This is a genomic window from Flavobacterium frigidum, from assembly GCF_048286795.2.
Genome location: NZ_JBLVPT020000001.1, coordinates 162,156 through 178,832, shown reverse-complemented (window position 1 = coordinate 178,832; position 16,677 = coordinate 162,156). Strand labels below are relative to the sequence as shown.

General features: G+C 34.2%; 14 protein-coding genes and 2 tRNA genes. 11 read left to right on the top strand and 5 right to left on the bottom strand.

Annotated elements, in window-relative coordinates:
* Nucleotides 1–31: 31 nt before the first annotated feature.
* Complete coding sequence (locus ACNQGB_RS00855) at nucleotides 32–481, bottom strand: DUF1573 domain-containing protein (protein WP_417943498.1); 450 nt, start codon at nucleotides 479–481, stop codon at nucleotides 32–34.
* A gap of 158 nt (nucleotides 482–639) precedes the next feature.
* Here ACNQGB_RS00855 and mutS point away from each other — a divergent pair, with 158 nt between their 5' ends.
* The 5 genes from mutS (at nucleotide 640) to ACNQGB_RS00830 (ending at nucleotide 4,436) form a co-directional block, all read left to right on the top strand.
* Nucleotides 640–3,246: a DNA mismatch repair protein MutS gene (gene mutS, locus ACNQGB_RS00850; RefSeq protein WP_417943499.1), complete on the top strand. Its 2,607-nt coding sequence runs from the start codon at nucleotides 640–642 to the stop codon at nucleotides 3,244–3,246.
* Nucleotides 3,247–3,394: 148 nt separating this feature from the next.
* Nucleotides 3,395–3,467, top strand: a tRNA-Gly gene (locus tag ACNQGB_RS00845).
* 14 nt (nucleotides 3,468–3,481) lie between these two features.
* Nucleotides 3,482–3,567 (top strand) — tRNA-Leu (locus ACNQGB_RS00840).
* Nucleotides 3,568–3,616: 49 nt separating this feature from the next.
* Complete coding sequence (locus ACNQGB_RS00835) at nucleotides 3,617–3,898, top strand: GIY-YIG nuclease family protein (protein ID WP_309756358.1); 282 nt, start codon at nucleotides 3,617–3,619, stop codon at nucleotides 3,896–3,898.
* Between the two features lie 190 nt (nucleotides 3,899–4,088).
* The gene (locus ACNQGB_RS00830; protein ID WP_417943500.1) at nucleotides 4,089–4,436 is read left to right on the top strand and encodes a YegP family protein; all 348 of its coding nucleotides are present in this window, start codon (nucleotides 4,089–4,091) and stop codon (nucleotides 4,434–4,436) included.
* A 168-nt stretch (nucleotides 4,437–4,604) separates the two neighbouring features.
* Here ACNQGB_RS00830 and ACNQGB_RS00825 read toward each other — a convergent pair whose 3' ends face one another.
* From ACNQGB_RS00825 to ACNQGB_RS00815, 3 genes are all read right to left on the bottom strand, one after another.
* Nucleotides 4,605–4,829, bottom strand: a complete 225-nt coding sequence (locus ACNQGB_RS00825) for a hypothetical protein (protein ID WP_309756354.1) — start codon at nucleotides 4,827–4,829, stop codon at nucleotides 4,605–4,607.
* 188 nt (nucleotides 4,830–5,017) lie between these two features.
* A complete protein-coding gene (locus tag ACNQGB_RS00820) occupies nucleotides 5,018–7,186 on the bottom strand; it encodes a S46 family peptidase (RefSeq protein ID WP_417943501.1) in 2,169 nt (722 codons plus the stop codon).
* Nucleotides 7,187–7,554: 368 nt separating this feature from the next.
* A complete protein-coding gene (locus tag ACNQGB_RS00815; protein WP_417943502.1) occupies nucleotides 7,555–8,001 on the bottom strand; it encodes a GNAT family N-acetyltransferase in 447 nt (148 codons plus the stop codon).
* Between the two features lie 346 nt (nucleotides 8,002–8,347).
* Between ACNQGB_RS00815 and ACNQGB_RS00810 the strand changes: the two genes are divergently transcribed.
* The 3 genes from ACNQGB_RS00810 to ACNQGB_RS00800 all read left to right on the top strand — a co-directional run bounded on the left by ACNQGB_RS00810 (nucleotide 8,348) and on the right by ACNQGB_RS00800 (nucleotide 12,336).
* Nucleotides 8,348–10,351 carry a S9 family peptidase gene (locus ACNQGB_RS00810; RefSeq protein ID WP_417943503.1) on the top strand — a complete coding sequence of 668 codons (2,004 nt, stop codon included), beginning with the start codon at nucleotides 8,348–8,350 and terminating at the stop codon, nucleotides 10,349–10,351.
* Nucleotides 10,352–10,512: 161 nt separating this feature from the next.
* A complete protein-coding gene (locus ACNQGB_RS00805) occupies nucleotides 10,513–11,607 on the top strand; it encodes a sensor histidine kinase (RefSeq protein WP_417943504.1) in 1,095 nt (364 codons plus the stop codon).
* A 6-nt stretch (nucleotides 11,608–11,613) separates the two neighbouring features.
* The gene (locus tag ACNQGB_RS00800) at nucleotides 11,614–12,336 is read left to right on the top strand and encodes a LytR/AlgR family response regulator transcription factor (protein WP_417943505.1); all 723 of its coding nucleotides are present in this window, start codon (nucleotides 11,614–11,616) and stop codon (nucleotides 12,334–12,336) included.
* A 244-nt stretch (nucleotides 12,337–12,580) separates the two neighbouring features.
* Here the strand turns inward: ACNQGB_RS00800 and ACNQGB_RS00795 are convergent, their stop codons facing one another.
* Entirely contained in the window at nucleotides 12,581–13,807 is a 1,227-nt protein-coding gene (locus tag ACNQGB_RS00795; protein WP_417943601.1) for a 3-deoxy-D-manno-octulosonic acid transferase, read from the bottom strand.
* A 223-nt stretch (nucleotides 13,808–14,030) separates the two neighbouring features.
* On the opposite strand from ACNQGB_RS00795, the gene ACNQGB_RS00790 reads away from it, so the two are divergent.
* The 3 genes from ACNQGB_RS00790 (at nucleotide 14,031) to ACNQGB_RS00780 (ending at nucleotide 16,588) form a co-directional block, all read left to right on the top strand.
* Entirely contained in the window at nucleotides 14,031–15,161 is a 1,131-nt protein-coding gene (locus tag ACNQGB_RS00790) for a DegT/DnrJ/EryC1/StrS family aminotransferase (protein WP_417943506.1), read from the top strand.
* An 81-nt stretch (nucleotides 15,162–15,242) separates the two neighbouring features.
* Nucleotides 15,243–16,256 (top strand): UDP-glucose 4-epimerase GalE, encoded by a 1,014-nt coding sequence (gene galE, locus ACNQGB_RS00785; RefSeq protein WP_417943507.1) that lies wholly within the window; start codon nucleotides 15,243–15,245, stop codon nucleotides 16,254–16,256.
* 134 nt (nucleotides 16,257–16,390) lie between these two features.
* Entirely contained in the window at nucleotides 16,391–16,588 is a 198-nt protein-coding gene (locus ACNQGB_RS00780) for a hypothetical protein (RefSeq protein ID WP_417943508.1), read from the top strand.
* Nucleotides 16,589–16,677 lie beyond the last annotated feature (89 nt).

Below are 16,677 nucleotides of genomic sequence, written 5' to 3'. Positions count from 1 at the left end.
ATGGAAGCTTTTTTGTATATTCAATTCAGATTTAGCTTTTTGAAGATTCAGGAGCTAAAACATTTCCTTTAATTGTAAGTGTTTTAGTAGGAACAACAGCGTTAGTTGTTAATGTAACTGTTTTGCTAAACGGTTGACCACCTCTTGAAGTGTCATATTTTACTCCAATAACTCCTTTTGCACCTGGAGCAATTGGTTCTTTTGGGTAAGTAGGAACCGTGCAACCACAAGATCCTTGCGCATTTGTAATAATTAAAGGTTTGTTTCCATTATTTGTGAAAACAAATTCGCGTTTGCCATCAGAGTTATGAGCTACAGTACCGTAGTCGATAGTTTCAGTTACGAAAACCATTCCTGCTCCATTCACTTTTGCCGCAACAGCTTTACCTGTAGTAGCTTTCGATTTCTTTGAAGTTTCTTGTGCAGTAGAAGTTGCTACTCCTAAAACAACTAGCATAGCTAGGGTAATTATTTTTTTCATATCTATTTAAATTTAAAAGTAAATACAAATCTAAATAAAAAATAGAAATTATGACTTAAAACTTTCTTAAAATAGTTTAATTCTTTGAACTCCGTATTTATTTGTTTTAAAATCGATAAATTCGCTGTTATTTTTATCATTTTTAAACACTAATACAATTGGCATCTAAAGATAAAGTAGTTAAAGAAACTCCGTTAATGAAACAGTACAATGAAATTAAAAGAAAGTATCCTGATGCTTGTCTTTTATTTCGGGTAGGAGATTTTTACGAAACATTTGGAGAAGACGCAGTTCGTGCTTCAAAAATATTAGGCATTGTCTTAACGAAGCGTGGAGCAGGCTCTGAAACCGAAACGGCGTTGGCTGGTTTTCCGCATCATTCCCTAAATACATACTTACCCAAATTAGTCAAAGCAGGACTTCGTGTAGCAATTTGTGATCAACTCGAAGATCCAAAAATGACTAAAACCATTGTAAAACGCGGCGTTACTGAACTGGTGACTCCGGGAGTTTCTATGAACGATGAGGTTTTACAATCAAAAACGAATAACTTTTTAGCTTCCATTTTCTTTGCCAATAAATCAATAGGGATTTCATTTTTAGATGTTTCTACAGGTGAATTTTTAACGGCGCAAGGCAATGCAGAATACATTGACAAACTGTTACAAAATTTTAATCCAAGTGAAGTTCTGATTCCTAAAAATAATAAGAATGATTTCCGGGAAATTTTTGGTGAAGATTACCATAGTTTTTACTTGGAAGATTGGATTTACAAAGAAGATTACGCATTTGAAACCTTAACGAAGCACTTTCAGACAATTTCTTTGAAAGGTTTTGGAATCGAAGAATTGAAAGAAGGAATTATTGCTTCGGGAGCTATTTTGTATTATTTGTCCGAAACACAACATAATAAAGTACAACATATAACAGCGATTCAGCGTATTGCCGAAGATGCTTATGTTTGGATGGATCGTTTTACGATTCGCAATCTGGAATTGTACCACAGTTATAATCCAAACGCGGTGACATTGTTGGATGTTATTGATAAAACGCTTTCGCCAATGGGTGGCCGTTTACTAAAAAGATGGTTGGCACTTCCATTGAAAGATAGTGCTAAAATAAAAAGTAGGCATGAAGTGGTTTCGTATTTAAAAAATAATCAGCCTGTTTTAAAAAACATCCAAAATCAAATCAAGCAAATTTCAGATTTAGAACGTCTGATTTCAAAAATTGCTGCCGGCAAAGTATCGCCGCGCGAAGTGGTTTACCTAAAAGAATCGTTGGATGCCATTATTCCAATAAAAACTTTGGCGTTAGAAAGTCCGCAAGAAGCCGTAAAAGTAATTGGGGACAGTTTACATAGTTGCGAATTGTTGCGCGAAAAAATCAAAACCGTTTTAAATCAAGATGCCCCTGTGGCTATCTCCAAAGGAAATGCCATTGCCAAAGGAATTAGTGCTGAGTTGGATGATTTACGCGCCATATCAACTTCTGGCAAAGAATTCTTAGAAGGAATTGAAAAACGAGAATCACAAGCGACAGGAATTTCTTCGTTGAAAATCTCCTTTAATAATGTTTTTGGATACTACATTGAAGTACGAAACATGCACAAGGATAAAGTTCCTACGGAATGGATTAGAAAACAAACTTTGGTCAACGCAGAACGCTATATTACAGAGGAATTAAAAGAATATGAGACCAAAATCTTAGGTGCCGAAGAAAAAATTCATAAAATAGAAGTAGAACTATTCGAGCAACTAGTAAGTTGGATTGCTACTTATATCAAGCCAGTTCAAATGAATGCTAATTTGGTAGCGCAACTGGATTGTTTGTGTTCATTTACGCAATTGGCTATTGAAAATAAATATGTTTGTCCTGAACTAGACGAAACATTCGAATTAGAAATTAAAAACGGTAGGCATCCAGTTATCGAAAAGCAATTACCGGTTGGGATGCCATATATTGCCAACGATGTTTTCTTGGATAGAGAAACACAGCAGTTGATTATGATTACGGGTCCCAATATGTCTGGAAAGTCAGCTATTTTGCGTCAAACCGCGCTGATTGTACTCTTGGCACAAATGGGAAGTTTTGTCCCTGCAGAAAGTGTGAGAATGGGAATTGTCGATAAGATATTCACGAGAGTTGGAGCAAGTGATAATATTTCGATGGGAGAATCTACTTTTATGGTCGAAATGAATGAAACAGCTTCCATTTTGAATAATATTTCAGATAGGAGTTTAGTACTTTTAGATGAGATTGGAAGAGGAACTAGTACCTATGACGGAATTTCTATAGCTTGGGCAATTGCAGAATTTTTACACGAGCATCCTTCACAACCCAAAACCTTGTTTGCAACGCATTACCATGAGTTGAATGAAATGAGCGAATCATTGCCTAGAATTCAGAATTATAATGTGGCTGTCAAAGAATTAAAAGATACCGTGCTTTTTATTCGAAAATTGGTAAAAGGAGGAAGCGCGCATAGTTTTGGAATACACGTAGCAAAAATGGCCGGAATGCCTCAGATTGTAATTTTGAAAGCGCAGAAGCTTTTGAAGAAATTAGAAAAAAATCATTCCAGCGATGCGCTGAACGGAATTAAAGCGGCACAAGACGATATGCAAATGAGTTTCTTTAATCTGGATGATCCTTTATTAGAGGAAATCAAAGAAGAGATTATAAGTTTGGATATAAATACGATTACCCCTATGGAAGCCCTAATGAAATTGAATGAGATTAAAAGAATGTTGACTAGAAAATAATTTATTTTGTTTTAAAGATTACGGTATCAGAACGTTATCTTTTATTGGTAATTTTTTTATAAAAAAGGCTTGTTTAATTCAATAAATGTCTTAAATTTGCATCCGCAATACAGAACAAGTATCGCGGTTCTTTCTAAGAATTGAAAATGCGAAAATAGCTCAGTTGGTAGAGCGCGACCTTGCCAAGGTCGAGGTCGCGGGTTCGAGCCCCGTTTTTCGCTCGACACCACATAATGCTCGGATGGTGAAATTGGTAGACACGCTGGACTTAAAATCCAGTGAACAGCAATGTTCGTGCGGGTTCAAGTCCCGCTCTGAGTACTAAAAAGCTTCAAACTATGTTTGGAGCTTTTTTTATTAAATAATTTAAATGTATTTCATTTATATAATTTATTCTAAAAAATTAGACAGATATTACGTAGGAACTACGGATGATGTCTCAAAAAGGTTGTGTGAACACAATTCTGGATTTTATAATGAATCATTTACTGTGAAGGGAATTCCCTGGGAGTTGAATTTAAGTTTTGAGTGTGAGTCCAGTCAGAAAGCATATGGATTAGAGAATTTTTTGAAAAGAATGAAATCTAGAGTTTTTTTAGAGAAAATAATAGTTGATTCGAATATCTTGTTAGATATTCAAAGTAAATTATGATGTTCTAGGGAGGGTTCAACTCCGAAGCTTCGGAGCCGCTCTGAGTACTAAAAAGCTTCAAACTATGTTTGGAGCTTTTTTTATTTAAAGAAATTTGTAATTGAGAACAATGAGATTTTACGGAAGTCAAGTCTAAGCTCCCTGTTTAGAATCTAAAATCTAAAATCCACAATTTAAAATCTAAAATTTAATGGGCGCTTTTGTTATCAGTAAAAGATATAACGACGAATATAAATTTGTTTTTACTTCCAGAAAGGGAAAAGTTGTTTTTACAAGTTTAAGTTATGAACTCAAGTTTGAGTGCGAGGAAGACATTGAAAAATTTAAAGCAACTATTGGTTTGGCTGACTTTTTGAAATTTAAATCCTCTAGTGGGAAATTCTATTTTAAATTGATGCTAGATGGCAATCATTTTGCAACAAGTAGAAAATATACTACTTCGTTGCGTTTGCAGAAGGGAATCGACGAAATCGTGCGGTATGGAGTAAATTCAGAGGTGTTGGATTTCTCTGGTAACGATTTTATTTTTTCTGATTAAAAGGTTTTTTTAGTACCATTATACATAAAAAAGTGAGTTGTAAAAATTAAATTTTTACAACTCACTTTTTTATTAATCTTTTTCTACTGAGTTAATCGAAAATTATACCCAATAAAAAAGCCATCTCGCAGAGCGGATGGCTTTAAAATTTTTAGAACTGGGTTCTAATTATTTTTTTGCAGCTTCAGTAGCAGTAGCAGCAGCTTCAGTAGCAACAGCAGCAGCAGAATCAACAACAACAGCAGCAGAATCAACTACAGCAGCAGCAGAATCAACTACAGCAGCAGCAGAATCAACAGTAGCAGCAGCGTCCTCAGCAGGAGCGTCAGCTTTTTTACATGATACAACAGTCAAAACAGCAACAGCAGCTAAACTTAAAAATACTTTTTTCATCTTAATTTAATATAAAAGGTTAATTATTAATTCGTGGCAAAGATATAAATTTTTTAATATGTAAAATATTTTTTTATTTTTTTTTTAAAAAATAATATTTTTTGTCAACGCCGAAAACATATTCAAGGATTGTGCCAACAAAGTCAAATAACTAATAAATGATTAATATTGTTGTTGAGGTCTTGATTTTACTTTAAGGTTTTCTTTTTCAGTTGTTTGCTTTTCTTTGGGTGAACTAGTTTTAGTTCACTTATTAAATTTTTTGCACCAGCGTATTTATCCATAATAAAAAGTACGTAGCGTATGTCTACCATGATATTTCTGCAAATACTTGGATCGTAATAGATGTCACTCATTGTTCCTTCCCACACCCTGTCAAAATTTAGGCCTATTAAGTTTCCATTAGCGTCAATCGCAGGACTTCCTGAGTTCCCTCCAGTGGTATGATTGGTACCTATAAAACATACAGGCATTTTTCCATTTTCAGCATACTCACCGTACTCTTTCTTTTGATACAAGTCAACTAGTTTTTTGGGCACATCAAACTCGTAGTCGCCAGGAATGTACTTTTCCATTACGCCGTCTAAGTAGGTAATTGCAGTGTAAAGTGTGGCATCTTTGGGTTCGTATCCTTTTACTTTTCCGTACGTAACGCGCAAGGTGCTGTTTGCATCTGGGAAAATTCTACTATCAGTATTAAGTTCTAATTGCGCCTTCATGTACGTGCGTTGCAATGCCGTTATCGTTTGGTTGATTTCGTCATATTTAGGAGCTATTAGTGTGTTGTAGCTATCTGCAAGTTCTTTTACTAATAGATATCCAGGATCTTTATTTAAATTCGCTAAAATGGTTGCTGCGTCCCCAGTTAATACTTCTTTCAAACTGTTGTAGCTTGTTAATCTTGAATTGGTGTATATTGTTGTAGCTAGATTTTTAGCGTCAATATTTTCTAAACTTTTCGGCAAAAATTGTTTTGGCGATTTTGTAGCGTACAATGCAATTAATTGTTCAAAAACTTTCTCGTCAACGGCAGCATTGAAGTTTTTATAGAAATCAGCTAAGCCGCTAACTAAATTGTTTTTTCGATCTGTAAAGGCTTGCTCTCCTTTGGATTTGTACACTTGTTCTAATTGATACAATCGGTAAGCAGTACTTAATAATTCGGTATTGCGTTGTACGGTTTCTGAAAAATAATCTCTTGCTAAGGCATATGGAGCAATTGCTGCGTAGTTCTTTTCAAAATCAGCTAAGAGTGTGCCGTATTCTTTTTCTTTACCAGCTTTGGTAATTTTTTGCTGAAACGCTTTTTCGGCCTCTCTTTTTACGGCTACGGCATTCGATTTTTGAAGTCCTTGAGTTTCTCCAATCCATTTTTTCCAATAATTAGCAATACTAGCATATTTAGAGGCATATTGAATTTTAATGGCATTGTCTTTGCGCATGAATCCATCGGCTACTTTTAAGGCTTTATCGCGGATTTCAATTTTTGCAGGATTGAGTTCGTTTACAATTTGTTCGATGGCTACTGAGGGTAGGTATTCGTTGGTTTTTCCTGGATAACCAAAAACAAGCGTGAAATCATCTTCGGCTACTCCGTCAAGCGAAATAGGTAAAAAATGTTTCGGAGTATAAGGCACATTGTCTTTTGAATATTTTGCTGGACAGTTGTTTTTGTCAGCATAAATACGGAATAACGAAAAATCTCCTGTATGGCGTGGCCAAACCCAATTGTCTGTATCAGATCCAAATTTACCTATTGATGTAGGTGGAGCACCTACTAAACGCACATCAGAAAAAGTTTCTGTTACAAAAAGAAGGTATTGATTGCCTTCATAAAAGGTACGAATTTTGTTTTCTTGCCAAGATTCTTTCGGAAAAGAGGCGCTCAATCGGGTGATGTTTTCTTGAATTTTTTTCTGTTTGTCAGCCTCGTTTGGTATTGACGCTGTACCTTCAAGTATTTGCGTAGTTACGTCTTCAATTTTTACCATAAAAGTCACAGTCAAACCCTCGTTTGGCAATTCGTCTTCCATTTTATAGGCCCAAAAACCATCGGCCAAATAATCTTTGTCAACTGAAGAGTGCGATTGAATTTGAGAATAACCACAGTGGTGATTGGTAAGCAATAAACCTTTTGGCGAAATCACTTCAGAAGTACAGCCACCATTAAAGTGCGGCACTGCGTCTTTCATACTCGATTGATTAACGTCATAGATGTCTTTAATTGACATTTTCATGCCCAGATTCTTCATTTCGGTTTCATTCATTCCTTTCAATAAAGAGGGAATCCACATACCGCCTTGCTGCGCTTGCGCTTGAATGACAAATAGTAATAAGAACAATTTTAAAAATTTCATTGGTATATAATTTAGTTTGAGAAAAGTGTGATACAACTGGATGATTGATTTTAAATATAGTGGAACAGAAAATGTTTTAGTGTCGTTTGCCTTTCCAAGTGCCTCCGTATTTATACTGAGGCAATGATTTTGATTTTTCACAACAAGATTTGCATACAAAAATCCAATTTTTTCCTGCTTTAATTTGAACCCGAAACATTGTACTGGCTGCAATTGAGCAAATTTCACATATTTTGGTTTTCATTTTGCTAGTTGATGTGAGTCGTTTCATTTTTAAAACCAATACTTACTTTGAATAGGTTTCTACTAAACGAATCGGCTTAGTAAAAGTTTTAAAAAGTCCGTGTTTGATTATTTTATTAGCAATTTTAATTGGTTTTAAGACGCATTAATTTTCGATTATGCATTTCAAAACCGCTGGCAAGATACAATTTTTGTGCTTTTGTATTGTGTGGTTCTACCTCAAGATAGACTAGTTTTAACGATATTTTTTGGCTTTCGGCTTTTACAAAATCTACGGCTTTGCTGCCAATTCCTTTGCCTCGAGCTGTTTCAGTGACGAATAATTCATCTAAAAAAGCAATTTTACCTTGGTATTCAAAACTAAACACGAAGGTTAGAACGATGTAGCCGACAATGGTATCTTTAAAATAGATAAGCCATGCCAAACCCAATGCAGGATTCTCAATAAATTGATCTAGTAATTCTTTTGTCTTTTCAGCATCAACAGGATAACCATCAATGGCGTAAAAATCGACCATCAAAGCACTGATTGTATTTACATCTTGTTTATCTATTGGGTTAAAGTGAATCATATTGTTCTTTTTAGTGACGTAAAGGTAGTTGATATAGAATTTGATAGTACGATAACCGTTCGTCATTTCGATACAACCGTTCGTCATTTTTCGCCAAAATCAAAGTGGAAGCTGTTCTATATTTGTCTCAACAAAACAAATAATAACAATTTTGAACAAACAAAAATGAGAACAGAAATTCTAAAGAAAGGTAAAGTTGTAGTAAGTGCAGTATTAGGGCTTTTAGTAGGCTTTGCCCTGTATTATCTAATTAAAATGTTAATCTCCTAAATTGAAATTGGCATAAACAATTAGATCATTAATCAATCAAATCAATCAAATCAAGTCAATCAAATCAATTTAAATCATGAAAAAAAATATCATAGTACTTGCGCTAGCAATAATGGGATTGTCAAATGCCAATGCACAAACGGCTCCAGCAGAAATTAAGAAACCTGGTGATGTATCTCTCCCATCGTCAAAAGAAGATCTTGAGAAATTAGCCGCTTTTGAAAAAGGAACTTATAAATATAGTGTAGAGGATTTCTTTAAAAAATCTAAAGCATCAAATTTTCAACTCTCGCCTGATGGTAAGTTTCTTTCTTACAAAGAAAAAGATGCATCTGGAAAAAAGCATGTGTATGTTAAAAATACAAATACAGGAGAAATTCTTTTAGCTATAAAAGAAAAAGAAGAATTAATAAGAGAGTATTTCTGGATTAACAACGAGCGCTTGGTATATACAATGGACAAAGGAGGTAACGAGAACTACCAAATTTTCGCCACTGATTTAGATGGCTCTAATACCATTAATTTGACACCTTATGATGGTATAAAAGCAGCCATTTTAAAAACGGTTGAGAAGCAAAAAGATTATTTAATAATCACGATGAATAAAGATAATCCGCAAGTTAGTGAACCATTTAAAGTCAATGTAAAAACGGGACAGCTGGAAAAACTCTATACAAACGATGATGTAAGTATTGCAATTGTAGGATATGATTTTGATGAAAACGGGAACTTAAAAGGATTTCGTAGAATTGTAAATGGTGTCGAAAATCATTATTTCTATAAAAGCAGCGGCTCTAAAACATTTGATTTTTTTAATAAAACCGATTGGGACGGAACTTTTAATGTCTTGTCTTTTAACTACGCGACGCAAAATCCAGATGATGCGTACCTATTAACCAACTTGGATTCGGATAAGATTAGAGTTGTTTTATATGACTTCAAAGAAAAGAAAATTTTGAAAGAAATATATTCTAATGACACCTATGATGCTACTATCTTGAGTTTGTCAAAAAAACGAAACTACGAAATTGACTATGTGGGTTTCAATGGAGAAAAAGTAGAAGTAATGCCTGTAAGCTCGACTTTTAAAAAGTATTATAAAAAATTCAGAAAAGAATTTGGGGACCAACAGATTTATGTGATGGGCAATACGGAGGCCGAGGACAAGTATTTGATATTGGTAACTAGTGATAAAATACAAGGAAAATATTACCAGTATGATGTTGCCGAAGATAAAATAAAATTCCTTTTCGATTTAGTACCCCAATTAAAAGAAGAGGATATGGCGAGTATGCAGCCTATTACTTTTAAAAGTAGAGATGGATTAACGATTCATGGATATATTACCTTACCAAAAGAGGTCTCAAGTGGCAAAAAAGTTCCATTGATAGTCGTTCCTCATGGTGGACCTCAAGGAGTTAGAGATTCATGGAATTATATAGCCGAAGACCAATTGTTTGCTAGTAGAGGGTACGCTACGTTGCACGTTAATTTTAGGATTTCGGGAGGATTTGGTAAAGAATTTATGAGAGCAGGTTTTAAACAAATTGGCCGTAAAGTGATGGACGATATAGAAGATGGAGTACAATATGTAATCAAACAAGGCTGGGTAGATAAGGATAGGATGGCTATTTACGGAGCCAGTCATGGAGGATATACAACGCTTATGGGACTTGTAAAAACTCCTGATTTGTATACTTGCGGGGTAGATTATGTAGGGGTGTCTAACATTGAAACTATTATTGCCTCTTTTCCTGCACACTGGAAGCCGTATTTGAAATCGTTTAAAGAATCATGGTACGATTTGGATATTCCGACTGAAGCCGAAATTGCTCGTTCCGTTTCACCAATTTACCATGTTGATAAAATTAAAAAACCATTGTTTGTAGTTCAAGGGGCAAATGATGTAAGAGTAACCATCAAAGAAGCAGATCAAATTGTAGCGGCACTTAGAGCAAAAAAATTCTATGTTCCTTATATGGTGAAATACGATGAAGGTCATGGTTTTGGTAGAGAAGCAAATAGAATAGAATTGTATAAATCAATGATGGGCTTTTTTGCACAGTACCTAAAAAAATAAAAATTAATTTTAAAAACTTTACTTTTGGCGGAGTAGTTGTACTTCGCCAAAGTTTTAAAAGAAATATTTTAATTTAAAACCCAAAACGATGGTAAAACTGATTTTGATTACAGTTATAAAGATTGCTGAGTACGGCGCAGCATTAATTTCATAATAAAACAATGAAAACGAATTCGATAGAAAAAATATCAAGAAGAAAAAACACGTTTTGGATCATTCAAATTTTCATTTGGACCATTCTACTGAGTTTTATATTTATACCTCCAATGTTAGACCCTAAAAGAAATGTTTTAGGATATGAAAAATGGCAATTGGTTTTGGACTATGTTTCTTTTACAGTTGCTATCCTTTTTGTAACGTATTCAGTACGGTTCTTTTTTAATAAATATATTGATTTTGAAAGTTTTACGAAAAGAGATCTTTTTAAAATAATTGTAGTGTTTGTGATCTCAATCGCTATCTATTATTCATTCATAATGGGGTATAACTATTTGATGCTTACGTATGTGTATAAAAGGCCAGAAGTTTTAAATCATCCCAGCCAAAGTTTATTGGCAAATATTGTATTCATCATTTTGTTTTCTATTTTGTTTTTTTTGTGGATAATTTCATATTCTGTTGTTAAGGCTATCCTGCTCTTAAAAAACAACAAAATGAATCGATTAGAGTTAGAGTCTACGCTCAAAGAGTCACAAATCAATGCTTTAAAAGGACAAATTAATCCGCATTTTATGTTTAACAGTTTAAACAATATTCGCGGTTTGATTCTGGAAAATCCTATGAAATCAAGGGAAATGATTACGAGATTGTCTGACATGTTACGGTATTCTTTAACAAAAAGTGAAATCAATACCATTGCACTTGAGGAAGAAATTGAAATGGTCGAAAACTTTATCGCCATCTCAAAAATTCAACTGGAGGATCGATTGCAATTTATTTCAGAAATAGAAGAAGAGACTTTAAAATTGCCTATCCCGCCTATGATCATTCAAATGTTGATTGAAAATGCCATTAAGCATGGAATTTCACAACTAAAACACGGCGGTATTTTACTGTTGAAAATTAAAAAAGAAAATACAGATTTACATATTCAAGTCAATAATACAGGGCAACTTTCGCAACAAAAAGGTACAACCCAGTTAGGTCTCAAAAATATTCAGAGAAGATTACAATTGATTTATGGCGAAAGCGCCACTTTTTCACTAAGTGAAGTTGAAAATGAAGTCATTGCCACAATAACACTACCTATTTCTTAGTAACCGATGAAAAAAATAAAAGCTGTCATAGTCGAAGATTCTCGTTTGGCTCGCAATGAGCTAAAGGAATTAATAAAAAATCACCCTGAAATTGAAATCATTGGTGAAGCCGAAAATGTAGATTTGGGTTTTGAACTCATCAACAACACTCAGCCTGACTTGCTTTTTCTGGACATCAACATGCCTGAAAAAGATGGTTTTGCCTTGCTTGAAATGCTCGATAATGTACCTATTACGGTTTTTACAACTGCCTTTGATGAGTATGCCATCAAGTCATTTGAATACAATGCGCTCGATTATTTATTAAAACCAATCAATCCAAAAAGGTTTGCGCAAGCCGTAGAAAAAGTAAATACAAACTTGATCGAAAGAGCCGAAAAAAATGAGAAGAAACTAGCTTTAGACAATCAGATTTTCATTAGAGATGGTGAAAAATGCTGGTTGGTCAAAATCTCCGATATTTATTTGTTTGAAGTCGATGGTAATTACACCAAAGTATTTTTTCAAAATGAAAAAACCACGATCAACAAATCATTAAATCAGATTGAGGAAAAACTTCCTGAGAAGTATTTTTTTAGAGCCAATAGAAACCAAATTGTAAATGTGCAATACATTGGCAAAATTGAAACCTGGTTTAGCGGAAATCTTTTAGCAGAACTTCCAAAAGATATTAAAGTGGAAATTTCTAGACGACAAGCCAGTAATTTCAAAGACAAGCTCAGTTTGTAGCTGCAACAACCTCTTCATTCAAAAAGTCAATGTTTATTAATTTGAATTTTAGTTTATAGTTCTTTTGGAAGTATTGTCAAAATTAGCTTGTTTTCTAAATCATAAAGATAATTAAGAACCAGTAAGCACAATGAATCTTAATTTTCTTAATGATCTTAATGGTTTATTTATTTGTGAACGGTCTATTGGTTGACTATACTAATTTAATTGTTGCAACTTATTTGATAAAACCCACAACAATTGGTTAAATTCGACTCACAATCATTTGTGTTGCGCCTTTATTCATTTGTACAAAAGTGCTGCACATATGTCCTTTTTCGTGACGGATGTCTTCATTTCGAATTAAATTTTCAAAAGCTTCGTTGAGTTCTTGTTGATTGTTTACGGCCGTACACGCCTGCATGTTAACCAATGCGATTGCTTCTGCAAAATGCGAATAGTTGGAACCAATAACGATTGGAACACCAAAAGTAGCTGGTTCTAATACATTGTGCACTCCGGGATTCCCAAAGCCTCCACCTACATAAGCAATATCGGCATAACTATAGATTTTGGTCAAAATCCCAATGGTGTCAATGATAAAGACATCAAAATCGGCTAGGTTTTTATTTTCTTTTTCAGAGAATAAAACAGTTTTTTGGCTAATGCTGTTTTTGAGTTTTTGAATTTGATCGTCTTTAATATTGTGCGGAGCAATTATAAATTTCACATTCAAAGCAGTCGAATTAATGAAGTTTACAATGAAATCTTCATCTTTTGGCCACGAACTTCCAACAACAATTGTCACTGTGCTGTCCTTAAATTGAGCAATAAAATCAAGTGTATTGTCTTTTTCTAAAATGGTAGCCACACGATCAAAACGAGTGTCACCAGATACTACAACATTTGTTTTGCCCAAGGTATACAGTAAATTTTTTGAACTTTCATTTTGTACAAAAAAGTAAGTAAAAGCATCGAGTGCTTTTCTGTAAAAGCCGCCGTACCATTTAAAAAAAGCTTGGTTTTCTCTTAAAATCCCTGAAATTAAATAGGTTTTCGTATCTCTTTTCTGTAGTTCGTTTAAATAATTTGGCCAATATTCGTACTTGATGAAAAATGCCATATCGGGATGAATGAGGTCAAGAAATTGTTGTGCATTTTTCTTTGTGTCCATTGGTAAATAAACCGTTACATCAGCTACAGCATTGTTTTTTCGGACTTCGTAACCTGAAGGAGAAAAAAAAGTCAAGACAATTTTATGGCTTGGGAATTGTTTTTTTATCTTTTCGATTACAGGCAATCCTTGTTCGTATTCGCCTAGCGATGCTGCATGAAACCAAATTGTTTTGTCGGTTGGTTTTATTCGCTGTTCAACTTGCGTAAAAACACCTTTTCTGCCGTCTACAAAAAGTTTCATTTTGGGACTGAAAAGCGCTACTATCTTTACAAGAAAACTTGCAAATAGAACTACTAAATTATAGATAAAAAGCATGACTAAAAATTTTGGGCTAAAATACGTTTTCTTTAAATGAATTTCTAACGCATCATTTTTTTTAATTTTCAAGATAGCGCAGTTTATTTTATTTTATTCCCAGTTTTTTAAGAAACGTTGTATTGGTATCAAGACATAAATAACTATTTTTGTTCTTCGTTTTAAGAAAGGAACAAGAATGCAGTAGCAGGCTTCTCTTTCGAACATTAAACTGAAAATCGAAATGAAAAAAATCCAAATGGTTGACTTGAAAAGTCAATATGAAAAAATAAAAGATGTTGTAGATGCCTCTATTCAAGAAGTGTTAGACACCAATACGTATATCAACGGACCTAAAGTGCACGAATTTCAAAAATCACTAGAGGAATATTTAGATGTAAAGCACGTAATTCCTTGTGCCAATGGTACTGATGCCTTGCAAATTGCAATGATGGGATTGGATTTAAAACCTGGCGATGAGGTCATCACTGCCGATTTTACTTTTGCAGCTACTGTTGAGGTAATTGCCTTGTTGCAGTTAACTCCCGTATTAGTAGATGTAAATATGTACAATATGAACATCTCTATTGATGGGATTCGTAAAGCCATAACTCCAAAAACAAAAGCCATTGTACCGGTTCACTTGTTTGGACGTGCGGCCAATATGGAAGCAATTATGGCTATAGCCAAAGAACATAATTTGTACGTGATTGAAGATAACGCACAAGCTATTGGCGCTAATTGCAAATTCTCTGACGGTACAAAAAAGAAAGCAGGAACTATTGGTCACGTAGGTGCAACTTCTTTTTTTCCTTCTAAAAACTTAGGTTGTTACGGAGATGGTGGTGCTATTTTTACTAATGATGATGCTTTAGCTCACAAACTACGCGGAATAGTAAACCACGGTATGTATGAGCGTTACCACCACGATGTAGTGGGTGTAAACTCAAGATTGGACAGCATACAAGCTGCAGTTTTGAATGCCAAATTACCTTTGTTAGATCAATACGGAAAAGCCAGACAAGATGCAGCACGTAAATATTCTGCGGCTTTTGAAGGGCACAAAAATATAATTGCACCGAGCATTTGTGATATTTGCGACTGTCACGTATTTCATCAGTATACTTTAAGAATCCTTGATGCTGATCGAAATGGATTGATGCAACATTTATTAGACAAAGGCATTCCTTGTGCAATTTATTATCCTATTCCGTTGCATTCGCAAAAAGCATATGCTGATGATAGGTATAAAGAAGAAGATTTTCCGGTAACCAATCAGTTAGTGAAAGAAGTATTTTCGTTACCAATGCATACAGAATTGGACGATGATCAAATAGAATTCATTACATCGAGTGTTTTAGAATTTTTAAAATAAAGTAAAAAAGACGCTTTGATAAGCGTCTTTTTTATGAAACAGAACTAGCTTAATAAGATTTTTTATAAAAATAAATAACGCATGAAAATACTAGTAACAGGAGGTTTAGGATTTATAGGATCACATACCGTTGTTGAATTGCAAAACAAAGGATTCGAAGTAGTGGTTGTAGATAATTTATCTAACACTTCTTTGGATGTTCTAGATGGAATTCAAAACATTACTGGAGTGAGGCCTGTTTTTGAAAAAATTGATTTAAGAGAAAAAGATAAAGTTCAAGATTTTTTTAAAAGACATCATGACATATCAGGTGTGATTCATTTTGCAGCTTCAAAAGCGGTGGGCGAAAGTGTTGAAAATCCGTTGTTGTATTATGAAAATAATATCAATGCTTTGGTTTACATTTTGAAGGAATTACAACAAAAAACAGAAGCCAATTTTATTTTTAGTTCCTCTTGTACGGTTTATGGTCAAGCCGAAACGATGCCAATTACTGAGAATGCATCCATTCAAACAGCCATGTCTCCTTATGGAAATACCAAACAAATAGGGGAAGAGATTATCACAGACACGGCCAAAGTCACTAATATCAACGCTATTTTGTTGCGTTATTTCAATCCAATTGGGTCACATCCATCAGCTGAAATTGGGGAATTGCCATTGGGAGTTCCGCAAAACTTAGTACCGTTTATTACGCAAACCGGTTTTGGATTACGTAAAGAATTAGCTGTTTATGGAGACGATTACCCAACTCCTGATGGAACCGCAATTCGTGATTATATTCACGTAGTAGATTTGGCGAAAGCCCATGTAATCGCATTGCAACGCTTATTGGATAAAAAAAATACAACTAAAGTAGAAACTTTTAATTTAGGAACCGGAACGGGAAGCTCTGTTTTAGAAGTGATAGCCTCCTTTGAAAAAGTGAGTGGAAAATCGTTGCCGTATAAAATAGTAGGACGAAGAGAAGGCGATATAACCTCGGCATACGCCAATACCGATAAAGCTAACGATGTTTTGGGATGGAAAGCACAATCCACGCTAGAAGAAGCGATGGCCAGTGCTTGGAAATGGGAACAGAAAATAAGAAGTTAGTATTCAGTGATCAGTCCCGACGATTCGGGATTAGTGTTCAGTTTAATAATAGAATCCCAAATTATCACAAGGATAATTTGGGATTTTATCGTTTAAGTAATTTGTTGTAAATTCGTTAGATAAATGAATCAATCATGGATGCTGAAAAAAGAAATTCTAAAATAACTAAAGTTGAAGAGCCTGCAGTATCTTATAATGTTTCCAAAACGAAACAAAAAGGTATTGATCAATCTACTTTTGATTTTGATGCAGAAATGGAAAGAGGGTATACTCCGGAAGAATTTAAAGTTGAGATGGTTAAAAGAATAAAAGCGTATCCTTGGAAAAAGTAATTTTTAAGGATGAGATTTCTAACTATTTAGATCAATTACTATATGTTATTTTTGAAAAAGATTACATTAGTTATAAAATAAATTTAGTA

Coding starts and splice junctions, on each gene's coding strand:
- ACNQGB_RS00830 (WP_417943500.1), top strand. CDS start 4,089: ATGGGCGCTTTTGTTATCAGTAAAAGATATAACGACGAATATAAATTT.
- ACNQGB_RS00815 (WP_417943502.1), bottom strand. CDS start 8,001: ATGATTCACTTTAACCCAATAGATAAACAAGATGTAAATACAATCAGT.
- ACNQGB_RS00780 (WP_417943508.1), top strand. CDS start 16,391: ATGGATGCTGAAAAAAGAAATTCTAAAATAACTAAAGTTGAAGAGCCT.
- ACNQGB_RS00825 (WP_309756354.1), bottom strand. CDS start 4,829: ATGAAAAAAGTATTTTTAAGTTTAGCTGCTGTTGCTGTTTTGACTGTT.
- ACNQGB_RS00805 (WP_417943504.1), top strand. CDS start 10,513: ATGAAAACGAATTCGATAGAAAAAATATCAAGAAGAAAAAACACGTTT.
- ACNQGB_RS00855 (WP_417943498.1), bottom strand. CDS start 481: ATGAAAAAAATAATTACCCTAGCTATGCTAGTTGTTTTAGGAGTAGCA.
- ACNQGB_RS00795 (WP_417943601.1), bottom strand. CDS start 13,807: ATGCTTTTTATCTATAATTTAGTAGTTCTATTTGCAAGTTTTCTTGTA.
- ACNQGB_RS00835 (WP_309756358.1), top strand. CDS start 3,617: ATGTATTTCATTTATATAATTTATTCTAAAAAATTAGACAGATATTAC.
- ACNQGB_RS00790 (WP_417943506.1), top strand. CDS start 14,031: ATGAAAAAAATCCAAATGGTTGACTTGAAAAGTCAATATGAAAAAATA.
- ACNQGB_RS00800 (WP_417943505.1), top strand. CDS start 11,614: ATGAAAAAAATAAAAGCTGTCATAGTCGAAGATTCTCGTTTGGCTCGC.
- ACNQGB_RS00810 (WP_417943503.1), top strand. CDS start 8,348: ATGAAAAAAAATATCATAGTACTTGCGCTAGCAATAATGGGATTGTCA.
- ACNQGB_RS00820 (WP_417943501.1), bottom strand. CDS start 7,186: ATGAAATTTTTAAAATTGTTCTTATTACTATTTGTCATTCAAGCGCAA.
- galE (WP_417943507.1), top strand. CDS start 15,243: ATGAAAATACTAGTAACAGGAGGTTTAGGATTTATAGGATCACATACC.